Source organism: Paenibacillus sp. EKM206P (assembly GCF_011066155.1).
In the GTDB taxonomy this organism is placed as follows: domain Bacteria; phylum Bacillota; class Bacilli; order Paenibacillales; family Paenibacillaceae; genus Paenibacillus; species Paenibacillus polymyxa_D.
The window spans coordinates 55,878-77,418 of record NZ_JAAMNQ010000008.1; the positions used below are offsets into that span (position 1 = coordinate 55,878).

General features: G+C 45.5%; 20 protein-coding genes and 1 pseudogene. 8 read left to right on the forward strand and 13 right to left on the reverse strand.

What is annotated here, in order from left to right; genetic code table 11:
* Window positions 1-25: 25 nt before the first annotated feature.
* Both G9G53_RS16965 and G9G53_RS16970 read left to right on the forward strand, forming a co-directional pair.
* Window positions 26-3,466: a GH36-type glycosyl hydrolase domain-containing protein gene (locus G9G53_RS16965; protein ID WP_165149204.1), complete on the forward strand. Its 3,441-nt coding sequence runs from the start codon at window positions 26-28 to the stop codon at window positions 3,464-3,466.
* A 162-nt stretch (window positions 3,467-3,628) separates the two neighbouring features.
* Window positions 3,629-4,633 carry a LacI family DNA-binding transcriptional regulator gene (locus G9G53_RS16970; RefSeq protein ID WP_165149206.1) on the forward strand — a complete coding sequence of 335 codons (1,005 nt, stop codon included), beginning with the start codon at window positions 3,629-3,631 and terminating at the stop codon, window positions 4,631-4,633.
* Window positions 4,634-4,726: 93 nt separating this feature from the next.
* Here G9G53_RS16970 and G9G53_RS16975 read toward each other — a convergent pair whose 3' ends face one another.
* The 6 genes from G9G53_RS16975 to G9G53_RS17000 all read right to left on the reverse strand — a co-directional run bounded on the left by G9G53_RS16975 (window position 4,727) and on the right by G9G53_RS17000 (window position 9,464).
* Window positions 4,727-5,404: a hypothetical protein gene (locus G9G53_RS16975; protein WP_165149208.1), complete on the reverse strand. Its 678-nt coding sequence runs from the start codon at window positions 5,402-5,404 to the stop codon at window positions 4,727-4,729.
* A 93-nt stretch (window positions 5,405-5,497) separates the two neighbouring features.
* Window positions 5,498-6,718 carry a stalk domain-containing protein gene (locus tag G9G53_RS16980; protein ID WP_165149210.1) on the reverse strand — a complete coding sequence of 407 codons (1,221 nt, stop codon included), beginning with the start codon at window positions 6,716-6,718 and terminating at the stop codon, window positions 5,498-5,500.
* Window positions 6,719-7,050: 332 nt separating this feature from the next.
* Window positions 7,051-7,536 (reverse strand): CcdC protein domain-containing protein, encoded by a 486-nt coding sequence (locus tag G9G53_RS16985; protein WP_165149212.1) that lies wholly within the window; start codon window positions 7,534-7,536, stop codon window positions 7,051-7,053.
* Window positions 7,537-7,576: 40 nt separating this feature from the next.
* On the reverse strand, window positions 7,577-8,344 hold the full coding sequence (locus G9G53_RS16990) for an ABC-2 transporter permease (RefSeq protein ID WP_029516853.1): 768 nt from the start codon (window positions 8,342-8,344) through the stop codon (window positions 7,577-7,579).
* Complete coding sequence (locus G9G53_RS16995; protein WP_069010117.1) at window positions 8,341-9,054, reverse strand: ABC transporter ATP-binding protein; 714 nt, start codon at window positions 9,052-9,054, stop codon at window positions 8,341-8,343. The genes G9G53_RS16990 and G9G53_RS16995 overlap by 4 nt, the downstream gene beginning before the upstream one ends.
* A complete protein-coding gene (locus G9G53_RS17000) occupies window positions 9,051-9,464 on the reverse strand; it encodes a GntR family transcriptional regulator (RefSeq protein WP_029516855.1) in 414 nt (137 codons plus the stop codon). Before G9G53_RS17000 ends, G9G53_RS16995 begins: the two co-directional genes overlap by 4 nt.
* A gap of 217 nt (window positions 9,465-9,681) precedes the next feature.
* Between G9G53_RS17000 and G9G53_RS17005 the strand changes: the two genes are divergently transcribed.
* Together G9G53_RS17005 and G9G53_RS17010 are read left to right on the forward strand one after the other, a co-directional pair.
* Window positions 9,682-10,251, forward strand: coding sequence for a hypothetical protein (locus G9G53_RS17005; protein WP_165149214.1), 570 nt, complete (start codon window positions 9,682-9,684; stop codon window positions 10,249-10,251).
* A gap of 205 nt (window positions 10,252-10,456) precedes the next feature.
* Window positions 10,457-11,002 carry a GNAT family N-acetyltransferase gene (locus tag G9G53_RS17010; RefSeq protein ID WP_165149216.1) on the forward strand — a complete coding sequence of 182 codons (546 nt, stop codon included), beginning with the start codon at window positions 10,457-10,459 and terminating at the stop codon, window positions 11,000-11,002.
* Between the two features lie 50 nt (window positions 11,003-11,052).
* Here G9G53_RS17010 and G9G53_RS17015 read toward each other — a convergent pair whose 3' ends face one another.
* A complete protein-coding gene (locus tag G9G53_RS17015) occupies window positions 11,053-11,385 on the reverse strand; it encodes a hypothetical protein (RefSeq protein WP_029516858.1) in 333 nt (110 codons plus the stop codon).
* A 187-nt stretch (window positions 11,386-11,572) separates the two neighbouring features.
* Between G9G53_RS17015 and G9G53_RS17020 the strand changes: the two genes are divergently transcribed.
* The gene (locus G9G53_RS17020) at window positions 11,573-12,394 is read left to right on the forward strand and encodes an alpha/beta fold hydrolase (protein WP_165149218.1); all 822 of its coding nucleotides are present in this window, start codon (window positions 11,573-11,575) and stop codon (window positions 12,392-12,394) included.
* A gap of 105 nt (window positions 12,395-12,499) precedes the next feature.
* Here G9G53_RS17020 and G9G53_RS17025 read toward each other — a convergent pair whose 3' ends face one another.
* The 3 genes from G9G53_RS17025 to G9G53_RS17035 all read right to left on the reverse strand — a co-directional run bounded on the left by G9G53_RS17025 (window position 12,500) and on the right by G9G53_RS17035 (window position 15,869).
* The gene (locus G9G53_RS17025) at window positions 12,500-12,715 is read right to left on the reverse strand and encodes a cold-shock protein (protein WP_013308357.1); all 216 of its coding nucleotides are present in this window, start codon (window positions 12,713-12,715) and stop codon (window positions 12,500-12,502) included.
* A 131-nt stretch (window positions 12,716-12,846) separates the two neighbouring features.
* Window positions 12,847-13,047: a cold-shock protein gene (locus G9G53_RS17030; protein ID WP_007428290.1), complete on the reverse strand. Its 201-nt coding sequence runs from the start codon at window positions 13,045-13,047 to the stop codon at window positions 12,847-12,849.
* Between the two features lie 386 nt (window positions 13,048-13,433).
* Entirely contained in the window at window positions 13,434-15,869 is a 2,436-nt protein-coding gene (locus G9G53_RS17035) for a LamG-like jellyroll fold domain-containing protein (RefSeq protein ID WP_165149220.1), read from the reverse strand.
* Window positions 15,870-16,299: 430 nt separating this feature from the next.
* Between G9G53_RS17035 and G9G53_RS17040 the strand changes: the two genes are divergently transcribed.
* Together G9G53_RS17040 and G9G53_RS17045 are read left to right on the forward strand one after the other, a co-directional pair.
* On the forward strand, window positions 16,300-16,644 hold the full coding sequence (locus tag G9G53_RS17040; RefSeq protein ID WP_029516861.1) for a DUF805 domain-containing protein: 345 nt from the start codon (window positions 16,300-16,302) through the stop codon (window positions 16,642-16,644).
* Window positions 16,645-16,961: 317 nt separating this feature from the next.
* On the forward strand, window positions 16,962-17,360 hold the full coding sequence (locus G9G53_RS17045) for a hypothetical protein (RefSeq protein WP_029516862.1): 399 nt from the start codon (window positions 16,962-16,964) through the stop codon (window positions 17,358-17,360).
* A gap of 128 nt (window positions 17,361-17,488) precedes the next feature.
* On the opposite strand, the gene pyk is transcribed toward G9G53_RS17045, so the two are convergent.
* Window positions 17,489-18,904, reverse strand: a complete 1,416-nt coding sequence (pyk, locus tag G9G53_RS17050; protein WP_029516863.1) for a pyruvate kinase — start codon at window positions 18,902-18,904, stop codon at window positions 17,489-17,491.
* A gap of 179 nt (window positions 18,905-19,083) precedes the next feature.
* On the opposite strand from pyk, the gene G9G53_RS17055 reads away from it, so the two are divergent.
* A complete protein-coding gene (locus G9G53_RS17055; protein WP_029516864.1) occupies window positions 19,084-19,872 on the forward strand; it encodes a helix-turn-helix domain-containing protein in 789 nt (262 codons plus the stop codon).
* 351 nt (window positions 19,873-20,223) lie between these two features.
* Here G9G53_RS17055 and G9G53_RS17060 read toward each other — a convergent pair whose 3' ends face one another.
* Complete coding sequence (locus G9G53_RS17060) at window positions 20,224-21,171, reverse strand: NAD(P)-dependent oxidoreductase (RefSeq protein WP_165149222.1); 948 nt, start codon at window positions 21,169-21,171, stop codon at window positions 20,224-20,226.
* Window positions 21,172-21,272: 101 nt separating this feature from the next.
* Window positions 21,273-21,539, reverse strand: a pseudogene (locus G9G53_RS17065) (transposase); the annotation flags it as partial.
* Window positions 21,540-21,541 lie beyond the last annotated feature (2 nt).

Genomic DNA, 21,541 nt, shown 5'->3' on the forward strand with positions numbered 1-21,541 from the left:
ACAAGAAAGTGAGGCGTTCCCTTTGATGAATACAAGTCTGGATCAAAATATTTTGCTGCGGGCCGGCGACCTGTCTTTTACCTTCTTGAGCAGCGGTGATGTGTATAAGATCGCCCATGGCTCAACGATGATCAACCAGCTGTTGACCAATTCAGTCGATGGTTCCCTGAACAATCTGTACTTGAGATTGTACCGTCCATCCGGTGTAAGTATCACTCCCCTGCTTGGAGTTCGCTCACCGGGAGTAATTCGACAAACAGATCAGCAGATTATTTGGGAAGGTTTCACCGCTGGTGTAGGCTATCAGGTGACCTTCACGCTAAGCCGCCTGGGAGTATGGTTCTGGGATGTAACCCTACAGGGCGATGACGTGGAAGCAGATGTCGTGTACGGTCAGGATATCGGCATTGCCGATACCGCTGCTGTACGCAGTAATGAAGCTTATTTGTCTCAATATATTGACCACACCGTCTACCATAATGAACAAAGAGGCTATACCGTTTGCTCACGTCAAAACCAGCCTCAAAGTCAGACATTCCCATACATTCAACAAGGCTCGTTAACCCGCACTGTTGGTTACTCGACTGACGGTTTTCAGTTCTTTGGACTATCGTACAAGGAAACGAATGAGCCGGAAGCACTCCGTCGCGACTCGCTCGCCAATGAAGTATACCAATACGAATTCGCCTATACCGCATTGCAGTCCGAGCGAGTGGAACTTGCCGGGGAAGCTCGCTTTACTTTTTACGGTCTTTTCCAGCCCAATCATCCAGCCGCAGTGACAAAGCTGGAGTATCAGGAACTGGTGACAAAGGCACGCGACGAAGTAACTGCCGTTCTAGCAGACGCCTCTGAGACCAGCATACCGACACACGCGGCAAGTGATCTTCAGGCAGGGCGTGTGGCTCCAGCTCAAACCATCGGTGAGCCGCTGCGTACGCTGGACTTCACCGATGCCGAAGTGAATCAACTTTTCCCCAAACGGCAGGAAGAAGAACGGGATGGCAATAAACTCCTTTCCTTTTTCACGGACAGCTATGAGCATGTTGTACTCAAATCCAAAGAGCTTCGTGTAGAGCGTCCCCACGGGCACATTTTAATGGGCGGGCATTACTCAGGAGGTAAGGAAGAAACCATTACAACCACCTCCTATATGTACGGAGTGTTCAATTCCCAGCTCGTAATCGGCAATACGAATTTCAACAAAATGATTACCAACGCGCGTAATGCGCTCAATATTCCCAAGACATCCGGTCAGCGCATTTATGTGGGAATCCAAGGGAAATACCGCCTGCTCACGATGCCTTCCCTGTTCGAGATTGGCTTTAATTATGTGCGCTGGTACTACAAAACGGCTGACGATACATTCATGATTACAAACTATACGAATGCCGATAGCCCAGAAGTACGGCTTCACATGCGTGCGGCAAGTGGCAAAACCTATCCGTTCCTCATCACTCAGCAAATGTCTATGCATGTGAACGAATATGAGCTTCCGTTTCATATGGAACGTGAAGGCGACGCCCTACTCTTCCGGGCAGACTCTGCTTCCCTGAGTGCCGAGGCCTATCCCGACCTGCTGTACCGAATGCACATAGAAGGCGCTCCATTACAGCATGTGAGCGACGCTCACGCACTGCTACAGGGTAATGCTTCCCCTGATGCATCTCTGGTTGTGCTAGAGCTGGGTGACAGCAGCGAATGGACCTGCACCGTGCAGGGTTGGCTGAATGGACTTTCAGCCGGGCAAGAATCAGCACACAAAGAGCGTCACGCTTCCTTTGAAGATGAGCGCGAGCACTATCGGGCATATTTTGCCGAGCTTATGAACGGTTTCCATCTATCGCTGGGTCAACATGAAACAAGCGAGCTGTTCCGTGTGAACGCAGTGGCTTGGTGGTACACCCATAATATGCTCGTTCACTATTCTGTACCTCACGGTCTGGAGCAATACGGCGGTGCAGCCTGGGGAACACGCGATGTGTGTCAGGGGCCTGTGGAATATTTCTCAGCTGTGCAAAAGTTCGATGAGGTTCGTTCCATTCTGCTGACTGTTTTCAGCCATCAGTACGAGGACAGCGGAAACTGGCCGCAATGGTTTATGTTTGACAACTATACTCACGTGCAGCAAGAAGAAAGCCATGGGGATATTATCGTCTGGCCGCTCAAGGTACTGGGCGATTATTTGACCGCTACCCGTGATTACAGTATTCTGGAAGAAAATGTACCTTACACCCATCGACATACTTTCGATTATACCAAGCAGACCGCGACTCTCATGGAACATGCCCTGAAGGAAATCGAATACATTCGGGATAATTTCCTGCATGATACGTATTTGTCGGCCTATGGCGACGGCGATTGGGACGATACCCTCCAGCCAGCCAATGCACAGCTGAAGCAATACATGGCGAGCAGCTGGACGGTTGCACTCACCTACCAAGTTATTAGTAACTTTGCTGCAGCTTTGGAGCAGGCCCCCGCGGGTGTAGTAAGCGAAGCCGACAAGATTGCACAAGATCTACATCAGATGGCCAATGGCATCCGTAAAGACTTTAACCGCTACATGCTGGAGAGCGGAATTATTCCGGGCTTCGTGTATATGGAAGAGCCCGGTCAACCTAAGCTGATGCTCCATCCATCTGACACTGAGACGGGAATCCATTACCGCTTGCTGCCGATGACGCGCAGCATGATCAGCCAGTTGCTCACGCCTGAGCAAGCATTGGCTCATGAGCAACTCATCCGTGAACAGTTCCTCTGCCCGGATGGTGTGCGTCTGATGAACCGTCCTGCACAGTATGATGGCGGTGTGAGCTCGCACTTCAAGCGCGCAGAGCAAGCGGCCAACTTTGGACGTGAGGTCGGACTGCAATATGTGCATGCCCATATCCGCTTTGCGGAAGCGATGGCCAAGTTGGGACGCAAGGATGACGCTTGGCATAGCTTGAAGCTCATCAATCCGGTCGGCATCCGTGCGTCCGTACCGAATGCCGAATGGCGCCAAAGCAACGCCTATTTCAGTAGCTCGGACGGTAAATTTAATACCCGCTATGAAGCACAGGAACGGTTTGGTGAACTGCGTGAAGGAGCCGTACCCGTCAAAGGCGGTTGGAGAATCTATTCCAGCGGTCCGGGAATCTATATGAATCAGCTGATATCGAATGTCCTTGGTGTTCGTCAGTCAGGCGAAGACCTGATCCTGGACCCTGTGCTGCCGGATCATCTCGACGGATTGGAATTTAAGTTTTCCTTTGCAGGGAAACCGATCACCTTCGTCTACCGTATGTTGCAAGAGCATACTGGCGGTGAGCAGGACCGTGTAGTATTGAATGGAACACCACTGGAAAGCGAGCCAGCCGGCGATAATCGCTACCGCTCCGGTGCCTTGCGCATCAAACGCGAGATTTTCGAGCAAGCCTTGGCAGAACATGACGGTGTACACCGTCTGGAGATTATTTTATAAAGCGTTTTTAATGCTAAATCTGGTATAGGCAACAAAGGGATGGCGATCTTGCGGGATCGCCCTTTGCTGCTTAGGTGTAGGACTACGACATTTGGAATAGATATGTGGTTAATAATGAATATACAATAGCAATTATAAGATGGACGACAAGGAGGTGACGATGTGGTCAGCATTAAAGATATCGCCAAACAGGCGGGCGTTTCCATATCTACCGTTTCATATGCCTTGAATGGTAGCGATAAGGTAACAGAAGAAACTTGCGCACGTATTTTAGCCATTGCCAAAGAGCTTAACTATGTGCCCAATGCCGCCGCACGTAATCTCAAGAAAAGGCAGACCAAAATTATTGGCGTTTTCCTAACTGATTTCCGTGGAGACGTTTATGGAGATTTACTGTATGGCATCAAGGAAATTTTGAACCGCAAGGGCTATGATCTCATCGTATGCAGCGGTAAGCAGTCTCACCGAATGCTGCCGGAACGCATGATCGACGGCGCCATTGTGCTGGATCAGACGTTTGATAGTCAGGAGCTACTGAACTACGCCGAGCGAGGACATAAAATTGTCGTGTTGGACCGTGAACTGAACCATCCTAACATTAACCAGGTGCTGCTGGATAACAAAGCGGGCGCCGCTCTCGCAATCGAACATTTATTGGAATTGGGACACCGTAAGCTATATGTGGTTACCGGACCAGAAGGTTCTTACGATTCATGGCAACGGATGCAGGCGGTCAAGCAGACCATTGAGCGTAGCGGCGTGGCTGAAATGATCGAAATTGACGGCGATTTTGAGAAATCGGGCGGTGAACAGGCGGCTGAGATCATTTTGCAGCAACAAGTTGGCCCGGGTTTGGAACCTGTAGCCGTATTTTGTCTCAATGATGAAATGGCAGTGGGCTTTTACAATCGAATGGCTCAGTCAGAGCTGACGATTGGCAAGGATATTCATATCGTCGGCTTTGATAATATCGAGCTGGCGCAATATATTCAGCCCCGTCTGACAACGATTGACTACTCCAAACGTAAATGGGGCGCTGTAGCTGCCGAACAAGTTCTCAAAATCATTGCCGGGGAAGACGTGGAGCATGAACGTTTATACGTTACGCTTGTCCAAAGAGAATCAGCAGGCGTAGCATTCATCACCCAAGATCAACAGAATTTGTGATGAGCAACGCAGAAGTAACCTGCTCGCCGACCTCCAAAAAAAGAACTTCCACAGTCCCAGTACACGGGTTGGAAGTTCTTTTGGTTATACTTTTTAACCTAACAAGTCCTCAATTGAATTCGACAACGACCGTAAGGGATTACCAATCGTTTGCCCCGTCTCCAGCTCCACTTGTAACGCAGCATCAACCATAGACAACTGTGCTACAGCCAGCCCTCTGCTTGGATCAGCCTCCCTTAGCTCATACAGCGAACGAACCAGCAGTTCCTTATACTCGTCTTCACGTCCCTGCATAATCAATTCAAAAGCGTCCTCCACCACCTTGACCTCTATCAAAGGAGAGATATCCGGTTTGCCTAACAGAGCAGCCGTATGATAAAGACGCTTCATCGTTCCCTCTACAGTAGCCGGATTCGTGAATACCAAGGTTCGTGGCCGCAAATCATCGCATATCTCATGAAAAAAGGGCTCATCCAGCGCAATTACTGGTGTAGACAGGGTCAATTGAGCCTTTTCTGCCAAAACAATATAATTCGTGCACGTTATCAAAATAACGTCTATATCGCTTTGGGCAATCCATCTCAGTTGCTCTTCTACCTTGCGACTGGCATCGTCCGCAGAAAAATGCGGGTCTGACGAGATCCGGCGCATAAGCCCAGGGTCCACAAAATGTATCAGCTCCACCTCATAAGAAGCCAAAGCTCGTTCCACATAGGCTATGTTCGAGTGATGTGCATGCAGGCAGCCCACACGTTGCTTCAAGCCTTCCATCGTCCAACCTCCTGTTATAAGTTTGCATCATTTTAACAGGAAGAGGACGATTAGGAAAGCATGCCAATCACGCCATACCACAAATGCACTTTCTTAAAACTTGCCGTTTGTATTTTTCCACTCTGTTTTAGCTGGAACCTCCTGAACTACGTCCCAATGTTCCGCTACCTTGCCGTTCTCTACCCGGAACAGATCATAGACAGCGGCTGAAGTTCCCTTAGACGATGTCAATTCACTCACAACCAGCACAAAGTTGCCTTCTCCAATGACCATGTGAACCTGATCATATCCAAAGGGAGAACCCTGGCTTCCCGCTGCGGAAAATGCTTGTTTCAAATTGGATACACCGTCACCAAAAAGAGGATTATGCTGAATGTAATGGTCACCGTTATAGTAGCTTTCCAATGCAGCACGATTTTTGCCAACCAGGACATCATCCACAAACTTGCGGATCAGTGTTTTGTTCGTCTCAGTTTGGTTGAGATCCGTGATCTGTGTTGTTCCGTCAATCATGGTATGTCCGCTTGGATTGGCTGGAGCCGAGTCCTGTATGTTGTCCCAATGCTCGACAATTTTACCGTTGCTATCGAAGCGGAAAATATCAAACACAATGCTCGTTTTCCCTGCAATGGACTTTTTATAATGAACCGCTACATAATTGCCATCCTGAATAACACGTTGGATTTCAACCTGTACATTGGCTCCCTTCAATTGGCTAATCCCTTGCAGCAAGGCATCTCTCCCGCTAGCAAAGCTCGGATTGTGCTGAATGTACTGATCCTTGCTGATCCAAGTCTCGACCGCTTTCGTATTTCCGGTTTCAAAGCTTTTCAGAATCTCTATAACCTTATCCTTATTACTCACCCCGATTTGCACCGTTTTGCTGGTCGGGTCCCAAATCACTTGCTTGCCCCATGCTTCTTTGATGACATCGACCGGTACATAGGTTACCCCTTGTTTAGTCAAGATGGGTGAGGTGGACAGCGGTACCTTAATCCCGTTGATTTGCGCTTCCGGGCTGCCCGACACCAGTACAACCGTCGCCTGATCATAACGAATGGTTGTGCTTTGACGCGCCGTATTGAACGTAATATGCTTGGAATCCAGTGGAATCCCCAAACTGGAAGCCAATTGTCTCAAAGGAATCAAAACCTGCTGATTTTCCACGATAGGAGCAATCTTGTAAGCCTCTTTCTTGCCATCTACCCAAACCTGGATACCTGTAGCGGGTTTTGCTTCGGCCGCCAAGGCCGGTACAGCAGAAGATAGCACGAGCAAACCAGCGAGTGCGGCAGTAACCGTATGTTTTTTCATGAATGTGAACCCCTCTCAACATGTAAAATAAAATGTGGAAAACATTTTCCTTTTATGTAACTAATATAGTTACACCTAATCGCAAGAAGCAACTTTTCCCCGCATACCTAACTTTAAACCCCATTTAAATCTTTTGAAACCTCAATACCCCCCCTTTCAAAATTTATATTTGTACTGCTACAATGCAAGCCACAAGCCTTAGAATAAAGGATATGGGGAGCAATAACAATGTGTGATAACTTGCTAATGCCGAAACTCAAAAAAGCGGCTCCTATCGGCAAGCGAATGAACGCTTTTTGAATAGTAAGCCGCTGTTAACCCCATTGCTATTGTTATACGGATAACGTTCTCCGAAACTTGATAAAGCTCCCGATTCGCCAGATCGAGATATACACCAACGCCATCGTAATTGCCAGCATGCTAATTTCGGACGTACCCAAACTACTAAGGTACTGGGTCAAAACAACGCGAATCAGGATAATAGCGATAATAATATATTTAAAATATGGGTTCGGCTTGGGATAAATAAGACCGTCAGACCGTCTTTCATACGCTGTATGCAGCAAAATAACATAGCCAAACAGAGCCCCTAATAGCCCGGCAGCCAGCAGTTCCCAAAAGGCGGGGGGCGCGTACGTTTGACCGGGAATATGCATTAATTGGTACACAGACATCATCATAAGCGGGAATACGATAAACAAGGGGAGGAGAATCCGTGTTCCGTTTCCCTTTATCGGCCCCCTTCGTCTCTTGGTTCTTAACCAGATCATCAGGCCCACCAGAACAGCTACCAATGCATATATGAATATCGTCGTCATGGTGTAACTCCTTCCTCATAGATCCTATAGATACGCTAGTCTAAATCGACAGCTTTTTGTCCAACAAATAAGCGTTCAAGCGGATTAATATATACGCAGCAATCCAACTGATCAACACCGCAACCGGGAAATGCCAGGTAAAAGAAAACCACTGTCCTGTCTGAGCATGATCAAACTGCTCATAAAGCCCATGATCGCCCGACCAATAAAAGACACTCCCGCCACCCATCAAAAGAATCCACAGTATCGGGCTAAGCGGCCGCAAGGTACTGTATTTGGTACTGGCAGTCAGAAGGCCCAGCGCAATAACAAAAGGTGTGAAAGCGATAATCATCACAAACCAGTTCAATCCAGCTACAATAAAGCACGCTGCATCCGCGAGCGTATAAGGCTGTATCGTTGATGAGATGAACAATGCGTACAGAGAACCCACCACAAATAGGAACAATATCACGACAATGGTTTGTAGAATTGCCGCAATCCATTTGGCGCTAATCAGCCACATGCGCGGATAGGGAAGGGTCAGCCACCATCCGTAGGTGTCATTTTCCCATTCTCGTCTCAAACTTCCCACACCCATGAAAATGATCATGTACGGCAAGCCCAGGGTCACATACCACAGCCTTGTCAATTCCAGTTGGTTGTGAAGCGCGAAGTACAAGGAAATAGCGAACGCCGCAATGAGAAATAGTGAGAAATACACAAGTCTCCACGATCTCGGTAGTCGATTGCGGCTCTGTTTTCTCCAGCTTCCTTTATTTCGAAATTCATGGCGTATTAAATCTTTGAACAGCCCTGATGAATTCACGCCTTCCACTCCTTTTTGTACAAATTGCGGAACACCTGATTCAGCGAGCCATGCTCTGCACGCAGATCATCCGAATCACCAGACCATAGGATCCGTCCGCGGCCCATCATGACCGTGTAGTCAAACAAGCCTTCCACTTCCTGAATATCATGCGTGCTAATGAGTATAGATTGCTGCCGACCCTCCAAATAATCAATAATCCCGGCCACAATCGCCTCTCTGGAGAGGACATCAATACCTGCGAACGGTTCATCCAGAATCATGAGTGGAACCTCACGTGCCAGACATAAAATCAGTAGCACACGCGCCTCCTGCCCGCGACTCAACCCGGCCATTTTCAACTCCAACTCCACGTCCATATGATCAGCAAGTTTATAGGCATCTTTTATATTGAAGCCAGGCAAAAAGGACTTCCCCCATTCCAGCGTCTGCTGAACTGTATGATTGGGGTACCAGCGTGCCCGGTCAGGAAGATAGGATATATCCCGGTTGGTTTCCCAACCAGGCTGTCGGCCCAACACCTGAAGCTCGCCCCCATCTGGCTGAATCAATCCAGTGATCGCTCGAAAGAAGCTGGACTTCCCACAGCCATTGGGTCCAAGCACGCCTACTATGCGTCCTGCCGGAATGACAACATCCAATTGATCCAACGCTTTTTTACTGCCATATTGCTTCACCAGATGATTCGCAACCACAACAGACTCCGTCATGCTTTATCGCCTCCTTCCTTCTCATTTCCGTCCTGTTTGCTTCGTATATACTGCTGAACATCTCCCCAGGATAGTCCCAGGCTGCTCATCTGTCCGAGAAACTGATCTATATACGTCATAGCCAGTTGTTCCCGAAAGCTGGCAATCCGCTCACTGGATGACGTAACATAAGTGCCTAGACCACGCCGTTTCTCAGTCAATCCGTCCCGCTCCAGCTCCTGATACGCTCGCATCACGGTATTCGGATTCATGCGTAATTCCTGCGCCAGATCACGAACAGACGGCATTTTGCTTCCCATTTCGATCTCCCCTTTAGCAATGGAGCTTCGTACTTGATTTAATATTTGTTCATATAATGGCTGGCTAAAATCAATTAAAAATCGGAACGAGCCAACCCGTTGCTCTTCCATGGGTGTTTCCCCCTAATCGGCTGCATCTATCGTGCCTGTAGTGTATTATATCACTTAATACACATAATACAAGTACTCTATTAGCCAAAATGTCAGTTAGTCACGCTCTCCAAATTCATTCAGTAAATGCTCAGCTTACACTCAGATAGCATTCAAGTTGATCCCTTATGATGTACCACGTACCAAACACCCCATTACTGAAAGGTGGAAAATGAAGATGATGAGCACCAAAAAAGCAATTTTAGCTGGAACGATGGCGTTAGCATTTTTAGGAGGCGGAGCACTGTACTCCACAAGCGCAGCTCATGCTGCTTCCACTACACCTGAGAAGGCTCCCCTTGCAGACAAAGCACAGGCACCTAAGGGTAACCCAGGCGATGCTAACGGCCCTAAAATCGCAGGAGGAAACTATGCTGAGAACAAAGCTCTCCTGAAATTATTAAAATTATCCTCCAGTCAATTGGATACACAGCTGAAAGCAGGTAAATCCCTTGCTACAATCGCCAAAGCACAAGGCGTAAGTGTAAATTCTGTTATTGATGTGATGGTTTCGGATATGAAAGCGAAACTGGCTACGGAAAAACAAAACGGTAAAATTACAGCAACCGAATATAACCAACGCGTTTCTAATCTAAAACAAATGATGACAGACATGGCGAATGGCGTGAAACCATCCAAGCCACCAGTAGATGGCGGTAAAGCGGATGCAGGTAAAACTCCTGCTCAAGGAGATGCCAAGGCTCCTGCTAAAACCAATACAGCTAAAGCCTCTACTAAGCAGAAATAGCTACAGCTCCCGTTTGGGCACATCCACTCATGTATAATAAATCTCCGTCCGGCTTCCCTGTACGGATAGAGACGACAATAAGCCTGTCCCCTGCTGCGATACAACAGAAGGAGACAGGCTTATTTATCATGTAAATAAGATAATATGGTAGACTAACATGATCCAGAATTCATTTTTCACTCTAATCCATAAAAAGGAGAACCTAATGAAAATAAATCAACAGGAATTTGATGTGCAAGGAATGCGCTATACGATCAGATCAGCCATGATTCAAGATGCGAAGAATTTGTCTGAAATCCGTTTGCTGATTGATGGAGAGACTGAAAATTTAGACAGAGAGAAGGGAGAAGCATTTATAAGTACATCCGGTTTTGAACAGCTCATCGAAACGGATACAGAGAATAACAGAAACCTATTTTTAGTTGCAGTAGTTCATGATAAAATCGTCGGATTTTCAAGATGTGAGGGCCATGTTCTGAGCAGATTCTCTCATAAAGTTGAATTCGGCGTATGTGTACTAAAGGATTTTTGGAGTTACGGGATCGGGACGAATCTTTTAAAAAAATCTATTTCCTGGGCTGAATCCAATGGCATCAAGAAAATGACTCTACAAGTTTTGGAAACGAATGATAAAGCCATTGAGCTTTATAAAAAACATGGTTTTGAAATCGAAGGGTTATTAAAAAACGATAAGGTTCTTTCAGATGGCAAATACTACAACACCATTATCATGGGGAGATTTCATAAATAAAAAAAGACCCTGTTCAACAGGATCTTTCATCTTCGTATCAATCACTTACCCTAGTAGCGATAATCATCATAAGGATTGCGATTACGATACTGATCACGCGGCTGCTGAGCTGCGGTAATCATCAAAAATATGCCTGAGAGCAAATGCATCAACCAGCCCACAATCGGAATCCATCCAATAACCGAGGTCACGATCCCTAAAATAGATCCATAATAAGACTCTCTATTCGTCACCGATAGTACCAACGTAACAATGTGGAAAATCAGCATAAAGAACAATATAGTATACGCGGAATTTACGACGAGCAGCCCGCCCAAAACGGGAATAGCTAAAAATAGCTCCAATCCGCCTGTAATCCATTTTAATGTTTTTGATGGTGTCATTGTTCCACTCTCCCGATGCTGTTTCATTCCATAATTATATCCTATCCCTATACAGGATGACATACATTTTTTAACATACTATATGCTTATATCGTGACAGTCCCATTCCTTTCTCGAATGAGCTAAGCCCTGGCTACATATATGTGAGAGAGAACGAAATTCCGTGATTTCTAAAGGGGTGAACACGATGGGATATTATATTGAGGTGGGACGCGGCGTGAAGCTGTATGTCGAGGATATTGGAGAAGGCATCCCTGTTCTGATGGTGCACGGCTGGCCGCTGGATCACCGAATGTACGAATACCAGGCCGCCTTGCTGCCTGCTTACGGGTATCGCTGTATTCAGATCGACCTTAGGGGGTTCGGCAAGTCTGATCGACCATGGCATGGATACAATTATGATCGATTGGCAGACGATCTGCTGGCTGTGATGCAGGCACTTCAGTTAAATCAGGTACGGCTGATCGGGTTTTCCATGGGAGGAGCTGTGGTTACACGCTACATGAGCAGACACCGGGGATTTGGTGTCAATCAGTTGATCCTGATCGGAGCAGCTACGCCTCGATTCACCCCAACCAGCGACTTTCCTTATGGTACTCCTGTCACAGAGGTAGATAAACTCATCAAACAAGCCTATACAGATCGTCCACAACTGGTAACTTCTTTTGGCGAAATGTTGTTTGCTAATCCCGTCAGCCAGAGCTTACGCGACTGGTTACGTGACCAGGGCTTTGCGGCAACAGTTCATAGCATGGCTTGTACTTTGTACTCACTACGTGACTCTGATTTGCGCCCTGATTTGCCATGTATACACGTGCCCACCTGGATTCTACACGGCAAGCTGGATCGGGTCTGTCCTTTCCCCCTGGCTGTCCAAACTCAAAAAGGAATTGCCGGATCAAGACTTATTCCTTTCGAACGAAGCGGCCACGGTGTGTTTTACGAAGCGCTACCCGAATTTAACTCTATCTTACTGAGCATACTAGCCCCATCCTCCGCACATAATTGAAAACCTGTTCATCCTTATGTATAATTTATATTTATAAAAAACAAAAAAGACGCCTCAGCGCCGTTAATGGCTATGGGGCATCTTTCACTACAAACATTTATCCGCTTAGGATTGTTTGGTATGGTTGAAGCTCGTATTATTTAAAACAGCCAGCTTTTTCTCGCCCTTCACCATGGCAGAACCGCAAATGGGGCATGTCGGCTCGACAGAAAAAGCGAAGTTATCTCGCATCCAGCCGTTACATGTATCGCTGGCGCAATTCCAGACAGTTGTAATTTCCTCAGGAATCTCATCCATTGGCTTTTTCCGTGAATTGTACATAAACATCCCTCTTTCTTCATGATTTATAAAGCGATAAGATGTAATCAGTTCAAAAACGGTCTTATGAACAGATAAAAACAAATGCCCCAAACGCTATGTTCGGGGCATCTGAAGTAGGCTGTAATTTAAAATTACAGTTTTACAACGTTCTCAGCTTGTGGTCCACGGTTTCCTTCAACTACGTTGAATTCTACGCGTTGGCCTTCGTCCAAAGATTTGAAACCTTCGCCTTGGATTGCGGAGAAATGTACGAATACGTCGCTTCCACCTTCAACCTCGATGAAACCGAAACCTTTTTCTGCGTTAAACCATTTAACTGTACCTGTTTGCATGGAATTACCTCCAAAATGTATTTATATGACCTTTATTTTTTACAAATAAAAATTCACATATTGCACAAGGTTATTTCAACCTAAAACAATAGCCCTCTACAATATGCGAATCTCAGGTCACAATCTCAATATACTCATATTACCATAAGTGTATTGAAAACGCAAGCACTGGTGAATTTAATTTATGCAGAGTGCTTATGTTCTCTATTGCTGCTTCAAAGCTGTGTTCATTCGGCGGGAGCGAGTCATTAACGCCTACTTAAAACATTATATCCGCAGTTGCTACCTATTATACCAGCAATCAAGAAATAAATATACAAAACATTGCGCAGGAGACGAACTTCTTAATAAAAGCCCATCTCCTGCGTTTATTTGCTTATTTTGAACTACAATTCTGCCAGTGCTTTAATTTCCTCTGCTGTCAGCGCTTTGTTATACAATTGAACTTCATCCAGGCTGCCATTGAAGTAAGCATCGGCGGCAAAGCGGCTTTTGCCGAGATAAGCCTCGCTCGTCAGCAACTCATTGGGATTAAAGGTAATACCGTCATTAACAGCTACTTCCTCACCATTTACATACAATTTCCCTGTATTCCCTTCCAGTGTAACCGCTACATGTGTCCACTGGTTTAGCGGTAATGATGATTTGGAAAGCAAGCTTTGATCCGTACCTTCATGGATTGTAAACTGGAGTACACCGCTACCTTGGGAAGGGGTAAGAAACATATGCCGGGCTTGGCCGTTGCCGAAGTCAAAAATCCGTTGCCAAGCTGCACCGCCCTTCCAGTTCACCCAAGCGGAAAAGGTAAAATCCTTCGCATCTGTTACTGTATTTGGTAGTTGCACGTAACCATCCTTACCGTTTAGGACAAGCGCACCGCCAAGCTTCCCGTCTTTATCCCATGCAGCACCACCATAGGTCTTACCATCAAATTGATTGTATGTGCTGTCGACAACCGTAGTTCCTTGATCTTCATTCCACGAATAGCGTGCGAGCTGAGGACCTTGGGCCTGCCCGGGAACAATGGCTGTAAAGCTTTTCTTAGCGGTGGCTTTGTCCTTTTTAATGGTCGCCGTCAATGTAACTTTTACAGGCTGAGAACCGGCTTCTGGACGGTATACATCACCTGTCACAGAAATATTCTCCGGGTGGGTGGACTCCCATGAAATAGTGGTATCTTGTGCTGCTTGAGTAGGTAGCGTCAGATTATAAAGAACATTGCTCGTATCGCCCAGACTAAGGTCCTTCTGCACAGCAGTTACAATCTTGCTGGCCTTCAGGTCAGGCTTTAGCGAACCCCATACCGCAACACCCTTGGAGGACAACGCGGTAAAAGCAAGCGTCTTGGCACCTGTGTCTGGATCACGGTGCCGCAGGAATACACCTTTGTACTTCGTGCCCTCTGCTGTAATTTCCAACTGATTGTCTGTCCCCAACTTCCATGTACCGTTCACTCCACCAGACAGTTTGCCACCGCGATCCAGATTGACGATAACAGCTTGCTTAATATTTGCCGAAATTTCCTTTCCATGATTTACATACGAGTATTGACCGAGGACATCCTTTTCTGACAGCCTTTTCAGTGAATCCTCATCTCCCGAATAACGATAAGGAGCAACCACAGGCCAACCGTCAGCGTTCATGAACATTTCATGTACCCGCACTTCAAACTGTTCGCCTCTCCCCGGGAAACGTGAATGAAAAATGACAAAATGCTTTTTCGTCTTGGGATCATAATAAGCCGAGTTGTGTCCGGGCGACACATAGCCTGCACCCAGTCCAGTACCCGGATCACCAATTTCTCTTGGAATCAGGTAATTACCTATCAGTTTGACACCGTATGGTTCAATGGAAGCGTCATCAAAAAGTGGTTTGTCCGGATTCGCCTTGACCTTGATCATATCGTTGCCTTCAGCATCGTAGAAAGGACCATCCGGTGTTTTGGACCGAGCCACCCGCAGGTTGTATCCGCCATCCGCTGACAATCCACCATACGACAGGAACAAGTAATAGTAGTCCGTTTGCGGACTGTATTGTATGTACGGCCCTTCCATACGAGCATGGTTGCCGCCTGTCAGCCTTTTCCCGTAGCCTTGACCTGGGAGCGGCTTCCCTGTCTTTTCATTCATCTGCATAATGAAGATGCCTCCTGAGTAGGAGCCATATACCATCCACAGCTTGCCGTTCTTATCGTAAAAGGTGTCCGGGTCCACGGCGTTCGGATGCTTGGTTGCGTCATAGATCGTCCCATCCTCACTCGGTTGGTCCCACATACCGGATTTTAGAAAAATCCCTTTATTCTTATACGGCCCTTCAATTTTATCAGCAACTGCTAGGCCCATTGCTGAACGCGGGGAGTCACCTTTACAAGCGTTATAATACATATAGAACTTGCCATCTGCCAGTTGAATGACATCAGCTGCCCACAGCGTGTCTGTCTGCGCCCAATCCAGTGCTTCCTTTAATTCTTCTTTAACGTTGGGAATTAATGCATTACCATTCGCCACTCCTGTAGCAATCGTATCCCAATTCATGAGGTCTTTGGACTTGGCAGCCGCCAGATGGGAGCCAAAAATGTAAAATGTGTCTTTCACTTTCAGGATGGATGGATCATGTACGGAAGTTTCCTTGAAAGAGACAGCCTTTTTACTTTGAATTGAAAGGTTCCCCATATCTTGAGCTTGAAGGGAAGTTTGACCCACACTTTGAGCCTCAACTGTATCTAAATTGAGTGTTTGCTCGGCGCCTACCAAAGAAACAGGCAACAACAGCGCACCTGCGAGTGAAGCTGCCGTTACTTTACGAACAAATAAATGCTTCATAAATTAATCTCCTCTCGTTTTGAACATCCCTGATAACATAAAACAATTTTGGGAAAGCGGTCAGGATTATGTTTGTATTAACTTCTTCGCCCTCGAATTTAAAGTTACTTATCCCTCCTGTCCAATTTAAAGCGCTTTCAATAGATTTGAAAAATAAAAGCACCTTCTGTTAAGAAGGCCTATTCAAACCTGACGGTTAACCGTACCTCTATATTATTCAATGGATATGGAAAATTCAATACGTAATTTTATGTTTTTATAAATTATTTATTTAATTATTAATCATAATAAATGTATTGCTTTAATTCCTAGTTTAAAGTTATAATTTGACAAGTAAAATTCTATATGTTACCTGCCGATATATTTAAAAACAACTGTTTTATGATGATTATAATACAAATATTTACATTTTATGAGGAGGTGAAAATATATGCAATGGTATTTAAATGGATTAAAAAACTATGTAGGATTCCAAGGTAGAGCAAGACGTACCGAATATTGGATGTTTGTACTATTTAGTGCAATCGCTAGCTTTGTAGTCAGCCTGATCGATAGTCTTGTAGGCTTATCTCCGGTATTGACTTTGATTTATTCTCTTGCTGTCCTGTTGCCATCCTTGGCCGTTATGGCCCGTAGACTGCATGACACAGGTAGAAGCGGATGGTGGATTCTAATCAGTCTGATCCCTCTCGTAGGGTCAATTATTTTGATTGTATTCTTCTGCCAAGACAGTCAGCCTAGCGACAATAAGTATGGAAAAAACCCTAAATTGTAATGGTTGTAGATGTCTAAAACCTCTTTCACTTTTGTGAAGGAGGTTTTTTTCATATCCGGCAGAATCCAAAGGGTAAATTACTTCCATTATTCACATCCGTGAATTTTTTTAGCTTTACCTGTTTACATTCCCCTCTTTTAGTTTATTTTAAACGAGTATTAAGCTGGCGCTAAGATTGGGTGTGTATGATGTATATTAGAATCTGGTAACTACATAAGCCGGATCGGCTAAAGGCATAAACATTACTCCCGTTGGATATCCATATAAGGCTCCACTCTGTCAGAAATTGAATGAAACACAAAGGAGATTTTACACTTATGAATCGAAAACGAATGTTGGTCATCTGTACACTGTTGCTGGCGTTGTCTATTGGGCAATCTTCTACTTGGGGAAGTCGGGCTAATGCTGCTACACTGGCTCCAGAGAGAGCCCCTCAGGTACAGGATAATGAAGCTTCCAAGGATGATGAACTGTTGAAAACATTGGGCGCATCCTCGGATGAGCAATTATATGAAGCGTTGTATAACGGTCAAACCTTGGCAGATATTGCACACACCAATAATCAGGATGCACAGGCTGTCGTTGATTTACAAGTAGCTCAGTTAACGGAGCAGTTGGATCAACGACTGGCTAATAAGAGCATTACGCCTGAGCAATATCAAGCCCATAAAGCAGAATTGACACAAGTCGTTGCTAAAAGTGTGTTCGGGCTGTAAGTCAGTGACGTACGTGGCCAGCTATACGCCGTAGTTCATGACACCCTCAGAGGTGCTTCTTAATTCATGTCAAAAAGGCGCTCCCCCGACGGGATGGCGCCTTTTTGCTGTCTATATTTTGTTGTAAATTACACTTGGTATACTCGGATCAAGTTAGTGGTGCCCGCCTCAGCGACTGGAACACCCGCCGACAGGACTACAGTGTCACCTTTATGGATATATCCTGCATTCAGAGCGTTACGGATGGAGGATTCGAACATTTCATCCGTTGTAGCTACTTTATCCCCTTTGATCGGGAACACACCGGATAACAGGCAAATTTTAGCGAATACCGTATTATTCGGAGTAACCGCAATAATAGGCGCCTTCGGACGATATTTGGATACCATACGTGCCGTGAATCCACTGGCAGTCGAGGTAATAATCGCTTTGGCATCCAGCTCCAGAGACGAACTTACCGCACCCTGACTAATCACTTCGGTAATGTTGGTGCTCTGACGTGCTCTGCGCTTATCGAACTGCTCCTGATAATCCAATTGTGATTCTGCACTGGCAGCTACCGCAGCCATGGTCCGTACAGACTCGACAGGATATTTACCTGCAGCAGATTCACCTGACAGCATAACAACATCGGCTCCTTGCATAACGGCATTAAACACGTCACTAACTTCAGCTCTCGTCGGACGCGGGTTCACCTGCATGGATTCCAGCATGTGGGTAGCTACGATAACGGGCTTGCCGACCAGATTACACTTGTCGATCATTTCTTTTTGCATCACAGGCACATCTTGAATCGGCACCTCGACGCCCAGATCGCCACGGGCTACCATAATGCCATCGGAAGCTTCGATAATATCATCCAGGTTTTCCATGCCTTCAGCATTTTCAATTTTGGAATAAATTTGGACATGCTCCGCATGATGGCCCTTCAAAATCTCACGGATTTCGCGGATATCGTCGCCTTTACGCACAAAAGAAGCCGCAATAAGCTCAACGCGCTGCTCCACCCCAAATTGGATGTGTCTCACATCTCGCTCCGTCACGCCTGGAAGGGTTGTATGAATCCCTGGCAGGTTTACACCTTTTCTCGGCTTCAAAATACCGCCGCTTACAATATTACAAATCATTTCCGTACCTTCGATGGAGGTTACAGTCAGATCAACCAAACCGTCGTCAATGAGAATGCGGTCGCCTGGTTTGATGTCCTTCGGCATATCCGGGTAATTCACTGAAATACGATGCTCGTCCCCTAGAATCTCTTCTGTGGTCAGAATGAGCTGGCTTCCTGGCTTCAGCAGACAAGATGCCTCTCTCAGCTTGCCAATCCGTATTTCCGGTCCTTTAATATCCATCATGACAGGGATAAAGGTATTCATTTCCTTCGCAGCCTGACGCACATTTTCGATACGTTTAACGTGATCTTCCAGCTCACCGTGAGCCATATTCAAGCGGGCTACAGTCATACCAGCCTGGATCATTTCTTTTAACAAATGAATGGAGTCACAGGCAGGTCCCATAGTACAAATAATTTTCGTTTTAAGCATAGTAATGTCATCCTCCTGAATGTCTTTACTGTATGGTTTTCTATTCCACTTTGCTTCTCTATCTACATTAAACTTATATGGCTCTATTCTACCTGTACCCGTGCACCAAGACTATGAACTATAGTATGATGAATGTACTACAGTATAATGAATGTTGAAGACATCGGGGAGTGAGTTTCGTGATTACATTGGTGGATATACGGCAGGACAACGGAGTGGACTGGTATGAAAAGGCTAGTGCAAATAGCGACAACGATGACTTACTGTTCATTTTGGTCACCTTTGGCAAATGTGTATATTGGGTGAACGATTGCAAATTCATTCTCGGTAAAGGTGAAACACTGCTTTTACCCAGTCATCTGGATTACTATGGCAAGAGCATTCCTACGCTTTTTCATACCAAGTATGTGATACATTGCCGCAAAACATGTACGAACAGCACACTTCCCATCCTGAATACTGACAAGCCGTTGTTGATCAAGCCCGGATGCTACGACATGCTGCATGAACGGATCAAATCGATGTACTATCAATGGACTGAACACCCAAGCTACTACACCATGATGGCTGACTGTCTGCTGACCGAGGCCATGATATATATGAATCAGGAATGGGACAAAGGCGCCATTTCTTGCGATCGAGAGCGACATGTGGAACATATGAAACAGTATATCCAGAACCATTACCGGGAAAAGGTAACCAAGGAGGAGCTTGGCGACGCCATCCGTAAAACCCCCAATTATGCCGCGACGCTGCTGCGTGAGGTAACACGCCAAACGATCAGTGAGCATGTACATACGCAACGTATTAAAACCGCCATCTATATGCTGACCGAGTCCCGGCTAACGATTCGTGAAATTTCGGAGTATGTGGGATATAGTGATGTGTCCTATTTCCATCGAATCTTCAAACGGTTAACAGGCTGCTCACCGTCCGAATTTCTGGATGAACGTTCCTCCATCGTTTAGAACTACAGAAATAGGATTATGGGAAGATGATACGAAGCAATTTTGAATTTGAAGCTAGGGTGTGTACGCAAACTGTGAAGCCGTCCTCTGGGTTGCCCGTACCGGTGCTTCATGGCATTATTTACCCGATTATAATGGCCCTTGGTCTTCAGCCTACAGCTTTTTCTGGCGTTCGTGGTTGATGCACTGGCGAATCTGCTCCGCTTTGAGTTGACACCGGGACAGGCAGATGATTCGGTAATGGATTCCGAGCAAGGAGACCGGAGGAGGAAGCGGGCGTATGACCAGGACACGTATAAAGAGCGGCCAATTGATGAACTGCTTTTTTAATAAAATGAAAAATTATCAGAACTATAACACCTGATTAAGCTTGCTTTCGGGTTCTTCACCGTTTTTTATATGCTTTATATTATTCACAAAGAAATCATATCTTTTTTTATGCAACTTGACGCCATCTGGCATGCCAGCAGTATGGGGAGTAAGTATGACATTACTCAGATCCCTTAGTTCACTGTCAATTGAAAGCGGTTCAGATTCAAACACATCCAAGCATGCTCCTGAAATTTCTTTATCTTTTAAAGCAGCTATTAAGTCATTTTCATTGACAATCCCACCGCGAGCCGTATTGATAAAAAGTGCGGTATTCTTCATCTTTTTGAATACTCCTTTATCAATCAGTTGTTTGGTTTGCGGATTCAGTGACGTATGTACAGTGACTATATCTGATACGCTTACAAGATTATCGAAATCCGTCATTTTTACAAAGCTGTCAGGTTGTACAACGGCATGTCTAGCATTAACCAGCACATCCATATCAAAAACCCTGCAAAACTCAGCTACTTTTTTACCGACAGCACCAAAGCCGATAATTCCTATCGTTTTACCTTTTAATTCACTTCCTGTATAATCCAACTGTTTTTCATCTGTTCTGGTTTTCATGAATCTATCAAGGTAGGGTATGTTTTTATAATAAGACAACATCAGCGCCATTACATGCTCGGCCACTGCCTGCGCATTCACTCCTGCAGCATTAGCTACCCAAATACCTAGTTGCGTGCAGGCATCAATATCTACATTATCATACCCTGCACCCGTCTGTACCAGCTTCAATTTTTTTGCCATGGAAAGTAAGTCGCGATCCACTTTGATATGTTCAGGTATGATTACCTGACTGTCTCCAATATGATGCAGCATTTCTTTTCCCGGCGGCACAATTACAATGTCCCAGTCATTAGGAAAATATTTTTTAATATTTGATTTTGAAATTTGTGTAAAATAGCCTACTATAAGAATTTTCATTGTCAAGCCACCTCCAATTTCTTTATTTTTACAATAATATGTTTATTGATATTTGTAAAATTGATCGTTTATATAAATTCTACATAGACTGAATTTTTGAATTACATTCGTATTCCCAAGCGATCAATGACCTCCAACGATTTGTCATTGACGCGTTTCATGAAGGCTGCGACATTGATTCGAATATGATAAAACTTCTTGTAAAATACGTTGTGAACGACATCGCTCTTTAGCCACTTCCATAAACCTTCAATCAGGTCAAGGTCAGGCGAGTACTTCGGCAGAAAAACAAATTGTAATCGGTGATGCTGCTTCAAGAAATCTTGCACTTGGGCTGCATGATGAATGCGGCCGTTATCCAGGATCATCC

Coding starts and splice junctions, on each gene's coding strand:
- G9G53_RS16985 (WP_165149212.1), bottom strand. CDS start 7,536: ATGACGACGATATTCATATATGCATTGGTAGCTGTTCTGGTGGGCCTG.
- G9G53_RS17000 (WP_029516855.1), bottom strand. CDS start 9,464: ATGGAAGAGCAACGGGTTGGCTCGTTCCGATTTTTAATTGATTTTAGC.
- G9G53_RS17035 (WP_165149220.1), bottom strand. CDS start 15,869: ATGAAGCATTTATTTGTTCGTAAAGTAACGGCAGCTTCACTCGCAGGT.
- G9G53_RS16980 (WP_165149210.1), bottom strand. CDS start 6,718: ATGAAAAAACATACGGTTACTGCCGCACTCGCTGGTTTGCTCGTGCTA.
- G9G53_RS17005 (WP_165149214.1), top strand. CDS start 9,682: ATGATGAGCACCAAAAAAGCAATTTTAGCTGGAACGATGGCGTTAGCA.
- G9G53_RS16975 (WP_165149208.1), bottom strand. CDS start 5,404: ATGGAAGGCTTGAAGCAACGTGTGGGCTGCCTGCATGCACATCACTCG.
- pyk (WP_029516863.1), bottom strand. CDS start 18,904: ATGCTTAAAACGAAAATTATTTGTACTATGGGACCTGCCTGTGACTCC.
- G9G53_RS17015 (WP_029516858.1), bottom strand. CDS start 11,385: ATGACACCATCAAAAACATTAAAATGGATTACAGGCGGATTGGAGCTA.
- G9G53_RS17045 (WP_029516862.1), top strand. CDS start 16,962: ATGAATCGAAAACGAATGTTGGTCATCTGTACACTGTTGCTGGCGTTG.
- G9G53_RS17020 (WP_165149218.1), top strand. CDS start 11,573: ATGGGATATTATATTGAGGTGGGACGCGGCGTGAAGCTGTATGTCGAG.
- G9G53_RS16965 (WP_165149204.1), top strand. CDS start 26: ATGAATACAAGTCTGGATCAAAATATTTTGCTGCGGGCCGGCGACCTG.
- G9G53_RS16995 (WP_069010117.1), bottom strand. CDS start 9,054: ATGACGGAGTCTGTTGTGGTTGCGAATCATCTGGTGAAGCAATATGGC.
- G9G53_RS17040 (WP_029516861.1), top strand. CDS start 16,300: ATGCAATGGTATTTAAATGGATTAAAAAACTATGTAGGATTCCAAGGT.
- G9G53_RS17060 (WP_165149222.1), bottom strand. CDS start 21,171: ATGAAAATTCTTATAGTAGGCTATTTTACACAAATTTCAAAATCAAAT.
- G9G53_RS17030 (WP_007428290.1), bottom strand. CDS start 13,047: ATGCAAACAGGTACAGTTAAATGGTTTAACGCAGAAAAAGGTTTCGGT.
- G9G53_RS17025 (WP_013308357.1), bottom strand. CDS start 12,715: ATGTACAATTCACGGAAAAAGCCAATGGATGAGATTCCTGAGGAAATT.
- G9G53_RS17010 (WP_165149216.1), top strand. CDS start 10,457: ATGAAAATAAATCAACAGGAATTTGATGTGCAAGGAATGCGCTATACG.